A 10,642-nucleotide genomic window follows, 5' to 3' on the forward strand; every position below is an offset into this window, starting at 1 on the left:
ATCGTCCGGGAGAGGTCCCGAAGAACGTTCTGGTGTGGGCACGGGCCCATCCTGCCGCAGCGGCGCAGTGTGCCCGGCGGGGAGGGCAGGTAACCACGCACCGCCGAAATGGGGGCCTGTGCCGGATGTCACGCTTCCCCGCTCCGTGGGAACCCGCCAATATCTTGGGGCGGGCCTTGTAGGAGGCCCCCGGGGCGCCGAAGCACGGGGGCGCCGGGGCCGCAGGGGCCGTCGCCCACCCGCCGCCGAACTGAGGGAGCCGCCTGATGTCCGACTTCGTACCCGGTCTTGAGGGAGTCGTCGCGTTCGAAACGGAGATCGCCGAACCGGACAAGGAAGGTGGTTCGCTCCGCTACCGCGGGGTCGACATCGAGGATCTGGTCGGTCACGTCTCCTTCGGCAATGTCTGGGGCCTGCTGGTGGACGGGGCGTTCAACCCCGGGCTGCCGCCGGCCGAGCCGTTCCCGATCCCGGTGCACTCGGGTGACATCCGGGTCGACGTGCAGTCCGCGCTGGCGATGCTGGCCCCCGTCTGGGGGCTGAAGCCGCTGCTGGACATCGACGAGGCGACGGCCCGGGACGACCTGGCGCGGGCGGCGGTGATGGCGCTGTCGTACGTGGCCCAGTCGGCCCGCGGCCAGGGCCTGCCGATGGTGCCGCAGAGCGAGATCGACAAGGCGCACTCGGTGGTCGAGCGGTTCATGATCCGCTGGCGGGGCGAGCCGGACCCGAAGCACGTCAAGGCGGTGGACGCGTACTGGACGTCGGCGGCCGAGCACGGCATGAACGCCTCCACGTTCACCGCCCGGGTCATCGCCTCGACGGGCGCGGATGTCGCGGCCGCGCTGTCCGGCGCGGTGGGCGCGATGTCGGGCCCGCTGCACGGCGGCGCCCCGTCGCGGGTCCTCGGCATGATCGAGGAGATCGAGCGTACGGGCGACGCGACGGCGTATGTGAAGGGCGCCCTGGACCGGGGCGAGCGCCTGATGGGCTTCGGCCACCGCGTCTACCGCGCGGAGGACCCGCGCGCCCGCGTCCTGCGCCGCACGGCCCGTGAGCTGGCGGCGCCGCGCTTCGAGGTGGCGGAGGCGCTGGAGAAGGCCGCGCTGGAGGAGCTGCACGCGCGGCGTCCCGACCGGGTCCTGGCGACGAACGTCGAATTCTGGGCGGCCATCGTGCTGGACTTCGCGGAGGTCCCGGCGCACATGTTCACGTCGATGTTCACGTGTGCCCGTACGGCGGGCTGGTCGGCGCACATCCTGGAGCAGAAGCGCACGGGCCGCCTGGTCCGCCCGTCGGCGACGTACGTCGGCCCCGGCACGCGGAACCCGCGCGAGATCGAGGGATACGCGGACATCGCGGATCTGGCGGGGTGAGGTCCCCGGGGGGCGCGGGGGCGCGAGGCTGGTGAATGTGCCGGTACGGGGTACTCGTACCGGCACATCTGAGGCGCACCTCTTGCGCGTCCCCGACCGAGGAGGCCCACGGTGACCACTCCCCGACCGACCCTGACGCTGTCCAGCACGGTGATCGAAGCCCCGGACGCGGCGGAGCTGGCGGACTTCTACCGCCGCCTGCTGGGGTGGGAGACGGTGCAGGAGGAGCCGGACTGGGTGAAGCTCTTGCCCCCGGGCGGCGGTTCCGGCCTGGGCTTCCAGACCTCGAAGCCGTACGTGCCCCCGGTCTGGCCCGCCTCCCTCACCTCGGAGGGCGACCAGCTGATGATGCTGCACCTGGACTTCGAGGTGACGGACCTGGAGGCGGGGGTGGCCCACGCGGTGGCGGAGGGCGCGACACCGGCGGAGTTCCAGCCGCAGCACGACGTACGGGTGCTGTTCGACCCGGTGGGCCACCCGTTCTGCCTGTTCGTCCGCGACCAGGTCCTCGGCGAGACCCCCGCGATCAGCCCCGAGTGGGTCGCGGAGCAGGCCCGGGACATCAGGACGCAGGACCCGCGGGCGTCGGAGGCGGTGACACCGGACCGCCGGGAGGCGGCGGGTGCGGGGGAGGAGCCGGGGTCCGGGGACGCGGTTCCGGCCTAGTTGACCTAGTTGACCTAGTTGACCTAGTTGAAGGGAACGGCGTCCTTCGGCGCGGTGTGCCAGTTGGTGACGACGGGCTTGTCGACAGTGATGGTGCCGACCTTGAGGGTGACGGGGTTGGGGTCCTCGTTGCCGACGGCGACGATGATGCTGTCGAGCTCCTTGCCCCCGTCGGTGTTGGTGGTCTTGGGGTTGACCCCCGCGTAGGCGACGGTGCCCTTGCTGAGCGTGATCTGCTTGCCGACGGCCTGCTCGACGGGCCCGGCCTCGGTGCCGTCGGACCCGAAGGCGACGGTGGGCAGCGCGGCCGGCAGAACGCAGGTGATCCCGGACTTGGCCTTCGCCATGACGAGGATGTAGCCACCGGCCTGACTCTCGGAACGGGTGCTCCAGGAGAGGTCGTTGGCGCCGCAGACCTGCCCGACCCTGGAACCGTTGCTGTCGCTGCCGTTGCCGGCGGACGGGGAGGCGGTGGGCTCGTCGGAGGCGCCGCTGGTCGGGGCGTCCGTGGGGGCGTCCGAGGCGGCATCCTCGGATGCGGAGGCGGAGGGACTGCCCGCGTCGGCCGAGGGAGAACTGCTCTGCGCGGCCCCGCTGTCCACGCTCCCGTCGGTGTCCTGGCACGCGGTCATCAGCAGGGCTCCGCCCACGAGGGCGGCGGAGGCGAGGAGGGCCGAGCGACGGTTGCGGTTGCGGTGGCCGAACATGGAGATCCCCTAGGTATTGGTCGACGATCCGAGGCAGAAGCGCTGTCCGGCTCCCCGCTCGGGCTCCGGAACACCCACTAGGAGGGCGCGTTGATCCCCGGGGATCCCGGCGTCTCCGTTCCCGGACACCACTATCACAGGCCGGTTACATGATCACGGAGCGCCCCGGATCCGGCGCCACGGGCGCCACCCCACGGAAGGATTGACCGCATGCCCCTGGCGACACACCAGGAGACAGCCGCCACGATCACGGCCGTGAGGCCCTACGGCTCCGAGGCCGACGCGAACGGCACGCCCGCCTTCATCGACCTGGCCAAGCACCCTTCTTGGTGGTCCCCGGACGTAGCGGCCCCTCAGGTGGGTGATCGCCTGCACACCGTGGTCCTGGACGGGTCACGAACCCCGCCCAGGCTGAGCGCGCTGCGAAAAGACATCGAGATCGCACGAGCTCTACGGTCGGGCGGGTGAGGGGCGGACCAATGCCTTTGCAAGTCCGGCACGTTGGCGTACGGATACGAACGTAAGTATGACAACTCATGTGGCGAGCACCGGCGAACGGCAGCCTTCAGGTCGTCAGCAGAACCATCACCACACCGGGCACACCACCGTTCCAGGGAGATCCGACATGGCCAAGACCTCTCGTTCGCTGCCGCAGACCTTCCGTCACTACCTGGCGAACCCTCTGGCCTTGGGCTACCTGGGCGTCGTGCTCGCGGTGTGCCTGTGGGTCGCTGTGGACACCTTCTCCGCCACCTCCTCCGGGGACGCCAGCTTCGCCGGCGTGTGGGCCATCCTGGCCACCGCCCCGACCTCGCTTCTGTTCACCTCCCTGTTCACCTTCGCAGGTCCCGTAGGCCTGATAGGCATCCCGATCGGCGCCGTCGTCCAGGCCTTCGCGCTCGGTGCCCTGTACCGCCACGTCACCGAGCGACGCACCCACGGCACCGCGAACGGTGTCAGCAGCGCCTGACCCCGGAAGCCAGATCCCCGGGCCAACGCCAGTACGACGGGGAGGGACCGAGCACCGAGCACACGTAACGCCGCCCTCGTCCGGCTCGTTGTCGCGAGAGGCGAGAGACACGGGTGGCCGACGCCCGTGAAGGCCCAGGAGGCTCGGGAGACATGATCGAAGAGGGCGGCGCCCCCGGGGGATGCCCGGCGTCGCGGGAGGAGCCTCGGGAGGAGCCGCCCGTCGCGCACTCCCGTACGCTGCGATTCTGGCTCGATCCGGCGAATATCGCGGTGCGCCTCGGTCAGGCGGGTCCCGTCACCAGGACGAAGGCAGGACCAGCGGTCGCCTTCCAGGTCAACGACCCGTCGCTGATCCGTAAGGTCGGCTGCGGGGAGGACATCTTCCAGGCGTGGAGCGCGGACCCGTGCCTTCGGGACTTCACCGGGAACGGTTTCGCCGGATCCGAGGGCCAGCCCCACCGGGACCGGCGCGCGCTGATGAAACCGGCGCTCGCGGCACCCCGTCTGACGGCTCTGGGACCAGCCGTACGGGACAGCACCGAGGGCCTGCTCGCCGGGCTTCCCACCGACCGCCCCGTCGACATCCCCGTCGAGATGAGCCGCATCGTGGCGGGACTCGTCATCGAGACCGTGCTGAAGAGCAGCATCTCCCCGGACACACTGGCCGCTCTCGCACGAGCACGTTCCGTGCTGTCCGCAGGGGTGTTCTGGACGTACGCGCTGTCGCCGTGGCCCTGGGTGCCCACGCCGAGGGGCCGCGCCTTCCGCCGTGCCTTGGGGACGCTGAACGAGGCCACCCGGGAGGTGTACGAACGCCACCGGCCGGACGCGGACGGGAACGACGTCGTCTCCCTGCTCAAACGCTCGTCCGACAACCCGCCGGACGCGGCGCTGCACGACCTGCGGGCGCTGCTGTTCGCCGGCATCGAGGCCACGGCCTCGACACTCGCCTGGGCCTGCTACGAGTTGGGCCGCCACCCCGACCACCAGACGGCCGTCCGGACCGAGGCCGACGCCGTCCTGGGCACCGACGCCCCGGCCGATGCGGTCCGGCCCGACCTGATGCCCCGTACCGCCGGCTTCATCAGGGAGGTCACGCGACTGCACGGCATCCCGTTCCTGGTACGCCGACCCCGTCACGCGACGAACGTGGGCGAGCATCCGGTACCCGCCGGCGCCCTGGTGACCCTGCCCCTGGGCGCACTGCGTCGTGACCCTGCCCGGTACGCGCGGCCTGAGGAGTTCGACCCGCTGCGCTGGTCGCCCGAGGCCCATCCCCAGCTCTCCCCCGCCGCCCTGCTCCCCTACGGGCTCGGCCCACGCTATTGCCCCGGCGCCGCAGCCTCGGAGATCCTGACGCCCGTCGCGCTGGCGAGCCTGGTCCGCTCGCGGACACTCCGTACGACGGCGCCCGGCAGGACCGTCCGCGTCAGCCTGGAACTCACCCCGATGCCCAAGGGCCTGACCATGCTGGCCACACCCCGCGAGCCACACCCGCCTGCTCCTGGCCCGGCCCACGGCGAGCAAGCCGACCCGGCCCGCCGGCCCTGAGCACGGGCCGGCTTCTGGCGACCAGCACGCTCCCCCGTACCTCGCTCACCCCACCACGCACCGCCCACCCCTCGGACGGCTCACGGCGGACTCCCTAGCTCCAGCAGCACGTGGACCGCATCGCCCACGACGCTCGGCCCCGGCCCGTACCCTTGGTGCCCCGCGCGTGCGGGGGTGTTCCCGCGAGGTCCGTGACCATCCCGCACATCCACAAGTGGGCCCCGCGCGTGCGGGGTTGGACCTGCGGGCGAGACGCTGTGCCCTGCGTAGCTGGGTAGCCCCTGCGTGGGCAGGGCTGAAAACCGTCTGTCTGGAGGGGCAACAGACTTGGCCATGCCACCCTCTCTCGACTCCTCGATGGCACATCGCGAGCACGACCGGTCTCCTGCTTGCCGAGCTGGTGCACAAACAGGGTCCTGGCCGTGCGCACGGCCAGGACCCGTGAACCGCTTACACCCTGGCGGGCCGGATGACCTCGCGCGGATCGCGCAGCCATACCTGCTGCCCCCGGTCGGTCACGGTCAGCCCGAACTGTCCGGCGTCGGGCCGCCCGACGGTCTCGTACTCCCACCAGGCATGCTCGATCTCCTCCCACAGGAACCCGGGCCCGTACTGCCACACCTCCTCCCCCGTCACAGCCGTAGCGGCACCCCCGTCCTCGCGGGTCGCCCACACCTGAACACCGTCCGGGGTGTCCTGGTGGATGAGCCGCACGCCGGGCAGCCGCGCCCCGGCGTACAGGGCGAACCCGAGATCGAGGAGCAGGGCGGGGTCCAGGCCGGCGGCCCGGGCCCGCCCTCTGCCGTGGACCTCGTGGAGGTCGGGGGCACGGTGGGACCGCATCGGCATGTACGTCGCCCCACCACAGAACGGCCCGGTCGCGGTGCCATCACCCTGGACGTGGAGCTGGACCAGGGCCCCGGACCAGAACGCCCGGGCCAGCGGAGCGACAAGGACCCCGCCGGGCCGCACCTGCCGCAGCAGCGCGTACGGGACGTGGCGGAGGGCGCAGGTGGCGATCAGCCGGTCGACCGGGCCGAGGCCGGGCCAGGGCTGCTCACCGTCCCCGACCCGCAGATACGGCCGGTACCCGGCCTCCGCCAAAGCCTCCGCCGCCTGCCGGGCCACGACAGCATCCACTTCGACGCTGTGGACGAGGTCGTCGCCGAGCCGCTCGCAGAGCAGCGCGGCCACATACCCCGTACCGGTCCCGATCTCCAGCACCCGCTGCCCATCCTCCACAGCGAGGAGCCCGAGCATCCGGGCCACCATCGACGGCATCGAGTTCGACGACGTCGCCACACCCGGACCGCCCTCTATCCCGTCATCGAGCTGCGTGACGACGGGTTCGTCGCTGTTGACCAGGGCGAGCCACTGTTCCGTGTCCACAACCGGCTCGCACCGGTCGGCCAACTGCCGCCACACCCTGGCCGGGACGAACCTGCTACGCGGCACAGCCTCGAACACCCGCCGCCACCGGGCATCCAGCAACCCATGATCAGCAAGGCTCTGCACCAGCGCCGGGTAAGTAGGGGTGGGTTGCGCGGTACTCACAGCTGCGGGGCGTACTTGGGGCGGCTGCCGTCCGGAGACGGCTTCGGCTCCGACGGCGGCGTCCACGGCTTGTCCGACGGCGGCCCACCATGCTTACCGTCGTCCATCAGTGCGGTGCTGCTCATCATGCATCTCCTTTATGGAGTGGATTGGTTCAGCTGCCCGGGTGGCGCAGCCGGTAGATCCCGAACGGCGGAAAGAGGTCGACACGTCGCGGACAGCTGCCCTCGGCGCACCCCCGGCACAACAGATCCCGGCCCTTCGTGGTGCGCCGGACAGCCGTGACCGGGGCACGCCAACACGCCTCGCAAATACGGACATCCGTAGGCGACAAGCTGACACTCACCCGGCTTCCTGGAGGACGGTGGCGGTCATGTGACACGGACAGCCACAGTCCGCCTGCCGGCAGACCGCGTGGGCGGCGGCCAGGTCCGAGACCGAGGCACCACGGCAGACGACGCTGTACGGGCCGTCCGCCCCGGCCGTCAGCTCGCCCCGAGATGTGTCCGCCTCCTCGGCCAGATCGGCCCCGGTGATCGGCTCGCCACGCCGGAGCAGCGTCACCCCATGCTCGGGGCAGTAGGCCCCGGTGTCGTCCTCGATCGGGAAGTCGTGGGCGTCGCCCTCCGCGTAACACCTCACCTGCGGGCCTCCCGCCAGACCCGGCCAAGCTTGACCGCCGTCGGACACGAGAGCCCGGCAAGACAGGTGGGGCAGTGCTGGGTGTGCCCGAGCCAGGTCTTGTAGGCGGTGTCTCCGGGAGCGGCGATCTTCACGAGGCGCCCTCGGAGCAGGTGGGGCATTCGCAAGCGGGGTATGCGGGCGCGTACTCCGGTCTGTCCAGTGGCGCCACTTCGGCTTCCGGACGGATCACCCGGGTACCGCCCTCGCGGTCCACCTCGTACACCTTGATCGTCATCGTCACGACACATGCCCTTCCACTACGTTCAGTCGCCCCGTCGTCACTGTGGCTACGACGGTAGGGAGCGGGAGCCACCGCTTGAACTGACCGCGAGTACGGGTGTCCGGCTGCGGTCGACAGGCAAGGGGGACACCATGGACAGCGGCGCACGCACTTCCCTGACCAGTGGTCAGGGAAGGCCGCAGAGGAGCCGTGGCGGGACCGTGTCCGGGTACGTGTTCCGCCTGATTCGCGAGCAGTTGGGTCACACCCAGGATTCCCTCGCGGAGCAGCTGCGACTTTCGCCCGACACCGTCGCAGGCTGGGAGTCGGGGCGTCGCCCCCTGATCGCTGTGCCGGTCGGGCAGATGCTCGTCTACCGCCATCAGCTCCTACGGCTGGGTAGTGCGCCGGCCTTGCTCATGACTCTGGAACGGGCCATGGAGGCCGACGTACTGCTGGGAGCGGCTCTCGACGAGGACGTACCCGCGCGTGACAGCCCACTCGGTGCGTGGGTCATGCAGCGCGAGCTGGTCGAGGTGCTGTCCTGGCCGCTCAACGGCGTGACTCCGACACCGTTGCGCACGCTGCCCGACCCGCCGCGACCACGCCGGGGCCCCGTACCGCGAGGACCGGAGCTCCCTGCTGCCGACCGCAGGCGCTTCTTTTCCCGCATGCGCCAGGCAGCAGAGCAGGCGCATGGCAGGGACCGCTTTCTGCTACGCCGCCAAGCCCTTTACCTGGCCGGGTACGACGCCGCATCCGACACTTCCGAGTGGCTGGCCCAACAGCAGCGGGCCGAGCGCCCGGACGGCTGGCTGACCAACTGGCTCAACGCCCGTTCGGTCGCGGCCGTCGCCGCCAGACAAGGCGATCGGGACCGAATGGAGCACTTCATCACCACGGCCCTCTCCGATGACGACGCGGGCGAGGCAGCGAACCTCAACTACTGGGCGTACTGGATCGGAGAGGCACCGCATATCCAGCTGTCCGACGACTTCATCGCCGACACGAACCCAGGCCCGTGGTCAGGCGACAAGCTGATGCGTCACCTCGTGCGGGGCTTGACTCCGGACCACGGATTCTTCGATCTGAACGTCCACACTCTGTGGGCATTGGTCGCCGCCCGCCCGAACCTGCTGCGTCCCGGAACCCTGATCGGCAACGAACTACGCGCATCCCTGCCCGTGATGTTGGATGGTCGGGAGCTGTCGGCGCGATCACGCCGAGAGCTGGAGGGCATCCGGTACGCGATTCGCCTCGCTGAGGCGTGAGAGGAGGAGGTCGTGGCTGACGACCTGTCCGCGGTGGGCCGCTTCCTGTACGAGGCGGGCACACTCAAGCAGACGCGGCGCACCGGCTGGTGGATGGCCGGGGTACGTGACCCCGAGAGCGTCGCCGAGCACTCCTGGCGCACGGCGCTGATCGCCACGATCATCGCGAAACTGGAGGGCGCCGACCCCGCCCAAGCCGCCTACCTCGCCGTGTGGCACGACACACAGGAGAGCCGGACCGGGGACGTGAACCACCTCGGGAAGAAATACGCGCCCGCCGGCAACCCGCAGGAAGTCACCACCGACCAGACGGCAGGCATGCCCGAGCTACTGGCCTCTGCGGTCCGCGAACTGGTCGCGGAGTACGAAGCGAAGGAGTCGCCCGAGGCCGTCTGCGCCCGCGACGCGGACAAGCTGGAATGCCTCCTCCAGGGCATCGAGTACAAGGCCCAGGGCTACGAGAACGCCCAGCGCTGGATCGACAACAGCCGCAGCCGCCTCATCACCGCAACGGCGAACCGACTGGCCGACGAACTCCTGGCCCAAGGATCTCTCGACTGGCTGCGCACAGCTCTCGGGGAGGGCAAGAAGTAGCCCCCTGGGGTGCGGGCGGAATGTGAAGTCCGGCCGCACCGGAGGGCTGTGCCTCGTCGCTGTGGGCGAGGGCCTGCGCGGACAGATGGCATGGCTGTGCATCGAGATAATGAGAGTTGCGCGACTCCGTAACGGGGCCCGAGGGGAGATATGTCCGTTTCTCGAGAAGTAAGTAAAAACGACCCTCCGGCCACCTAAACCCGCAGGTCACGAACTGTCGTCCCCGCACGTGCGGGGGTGTTCCCGGCCTCCACAGCTACATGGCGGGCCACGAGGAGTCGTCCCTGCGCGTGCGGGGGTGTTCCCGTCGACGTCGACCCAGCCGGGTTCGAGCTCGAGTCGTCCCCGCGCGTGCGGGGGTGTTCCCGCCCCCCGGCTCCAAAGCCGTTGACATCCGGAGTCGTCCCCGCGCGTGCGGGGGTGTTCCCGCGGGGATGCGCTTCGGTGCCGCTCTGGCCCTGTCGTCCCCGTGCGTGCGGGGATGTTGCGCTCTGAGTTGGTCTTCCTCAGTGGCCCTTTCTGCCCTCGGCAGAGACGGGGAGACGGGCGTCCCCGGGGCTTGGAGCTCAGGCTTCGGGCGCCGAGCTTCGGGGGCGGTCGGTTCGCTCTTCGGGGGTACTTGGGCGGGGTCGGGCCCGAAGCTTGGGTTTCGGGGTTCGGGCTTCGGGATGCGGGCTTCGGGATTCGAGCGCCTTCTTTAACTGGCGCGTGCGATTGGGGGGTTAGGGGAAACCTCCCCAACCTCCCTGACCCGTAACGGCGAGCAAGTATGACTAATGGTGACGGCTTGCGGCGGAGCGTCACGAGTGCTTACGGTTCGAGAACTGAACGACCCCGACACGGTGTAGCAAGCACCAGGCCGGGGTCTCACCGCAAGATCGATCCCGTGGAAGGCGATCCCGTGGCTATCCAGCACACTAGCTCTGCCCTGCCTGACCCCGCACGCTCCGCCGCGTACCCGATGGCCATGCGGTGGGTGTTCCGCACGTTCTGGTCCCGCACCGCCCACGACAACGAGTGGTGGACCACCTACCTCACCACCGAGAA

At 70.2% G+C, this 10,642-nt stretch carries 11 protein-coding genes; 7 read left to right on the forward strand and 4 right to left on the reverse strand.

Annotated features, from left to right (window positions below):
- The first annotated feature begins 266 nt into the window (after positions 1-266).
- Both IF17_RS0132040 and IF17_RS0132045 read left to right on the forward strand, forming a co-directional pair.
- Complete coding sequence (locus IF17_RS0132040) at positions 267-1,376, forward strand: citrate synthase 2 (RefSeq protein ID WP_018510790.1); 1,110 nt, start codon at positions 267-269, stop codon at positions 1,374-1,376.
- A 111-nt stretch (positions 1,377-1,487) separates the two neighbouring features.
- Positions 1,488-2,042 carry a VOC family protein gene (locus tag IF17_RS0132045; RefSeq protein WP_030573677.1) on the forward strand — a complete coding sequence of 185 codons (555 nt, stop codon included), beginning with the start codon at positions 1,488-1,490 and terminating at the stop codon, positions 2,040-2,042.
- Between the two features lie 23 nt (positions 2,043-2,065).
- Here the strand turns inward: IF17_RS0132045 and IF17_RS0132050 are convergent, their stop codons facing one another.
- Positions 2,066-2,749: a DUF4232 domain-containing protein gene (locus IF17_RS0132050; protein WP_030573680.1), complete on the reverse strand. Its 684-nt coding sequence runs from the start codon at positions 2,747-2,749 to the stop codon at positions 2,066-2,068.
- Between the two features lie 210 nt (positions 2,750-2,959).
- Here IF17_RS0132050 and IF17_RS0132055 point away from each other — a divergent pair, with 210 nt between their 5' ends.
- From IF17_RS0132055 to IF17_RS0132065, 3 genes are all read left to right on the forward strand, one after another.
- Entirely contained in the window at positions 2,960-3,217 is a 258-nt protein-coding gene (locus IF17_RS0132055; protein WP_030573682.1) for a hypothetical protein, read from the forward strand.
- 157 nt (positions 3,218-3,374) lie between these two features.
- Positions 3,375-3,719 (forward strand): SCO4225 family membrane protein, encoded by a 345-nt coding sequence (locus IF17_RS0132060; protein ID WP_030573685.1) that lies wholly within the window; start codon positions 3,375-3,377, stop codon positions 3,717-3,719.
- A 152-nt stretch (positions 3,720-3,871) separates the two neighbouring features.
- Positions 3,872-5,272 (forward strand): cytochrome P450, encoded by a 1,401-nt coding sequence (locus tag IF17_RS0132065; protein WP_030573689.1) that lies wholly within the window; start codon positions 3,872-3,874, stop codon positions 5,270-5,272.
- A gap of 450 nt (positions 5,273-5,722) precedes the next feature.
- Here IF17_RS0132065 and IF17_RS0132070 read toward each other — a convergent pair whose 3' ends face one another.
- The 3 genes from IF17_RS0132070 to IF17_RS0132080 form a co-directional block, all read right to left on the reverse strand.
- Entirely contained in the window at positions 5,723-6,826 is a 1,104-nt protein-coding gene (locus tag IF17_RS0132070) for a methyltransferase domain-containing protein (protein ID WP_030573692.1), read from the reverse strand.
- Positions 6,823-6,951, reverse strand: coding sequence for a hypothetical protein (locus IF17_RS1000000140170; RefSeq protein WP_272932857.1), 129 nt, complete (start codon positions 6,949-6,951; stop codon positions 6,823-6,825). Before IF17_RS1000000140170 ends, IF17_RS0132070 begins: the two co-directional genes overlap by 4 nt.
- 217 nt (positions 6,952-7,168) lie before the next feature.
- Positions 7,169-7,468, reverse strand: a complete 300-nt coding sequence (locus IF17_RS0132080) for a hypothetical protein (RefSeq protein ID WP_030573695.1) — start codon at positions 7,466-7,468, stop codon at positions 7,169-7,171.
- A 414-nt stretch (positions 7,469-7,882) separates the two neighbouring features.
- Here IF17_RS0132080 and IF17_RS0132090 point away from each other — a divergent pair, with 414 nt between their 5' ends.
- A complete protein-coding gene (locus IF17_RS0132090) occupies positions 7,883-9,001 on the forward strand; it encodes a helix-turn-helix domain-containing protein (protein WP_030573698.1) in 1,119 nt (372 codons plus the stop codon).
- 12 nt (positions 9,002-9,013) lie between these two features.
- Positions 9,014-9,595 (forward strand): HD domain-containing protein, encoded by a 582-nt coding sequence (locus tag IF17_RS0132095; protein WP_030573702.1) that lies wholly within the window; start codon positions 9,014-9,016, stop codon positions 9,593-9,595.
- The last annotated feature ends 1,047 nt before the right edge of the window (positions 9,596-10,642 follow it).

The organism is Streptomyces cyaneofuscatus, from assembly GCF_000718135.1.
In the GTDB taxonomy this organism is placed as follows: Bacteria; Actinomycetota; Actinomycetes; order Streptomycetales; family Streptomycetaceae; genus Streptomyces; species Streptomyces cyaneofuscatus.

Coding starts and splice junctions, on each gene's coding strand:
- IF17_RS0132040 (WP_018510790.1), top strand. CDS start 267: ATGTCCGACTTCGTACCCGGTCTTGAGGGAGTCGTCGCGTTCGAAACG.
- IF17_RS0132050 (WP_030573680.1), bottom strand. CDS start 2,749: ATGTTCGGCCACCGCAACCGCAACCGTCGCTCGGCCCTCCTCGCCTCC.
- IF17_RS0132055 (WP_030573682.1), top strand. CDS start 2,960: ATGCCCCTGGCGACACACCAGGAGACAGCCGCCACGATCACGGCCGTG.
- IF17_RS0132060 (WP_030573685.1), top strand. CDS start 3,375: ATGGCCAAGACCTCTCGTTCGCTGCCGCAGACCTTCCGTCACTACCTG.
- IF17_RS0132065 (WP_030573689.1), top strand. CDS start 3,872: ATGATCGAAGAGGGCGGCGCCCCCGGGGGATGCCCGGCGTCGCGGGAG.
- IF17_RS1000000140170 (WP_272932857.1), bottom strand. CDS start 6,951: ATGAGCAGCACCGCACTGATGGACGACGGTAAGCATGGTGGGCCGCCG.
- IF17_RS0132090 (WP_030573698.1), top strand. CDS start 7,883: ATGGACAGCGGCGCACGCACTTCCCTGACCAGTGGTCAGGGAAGGCCG.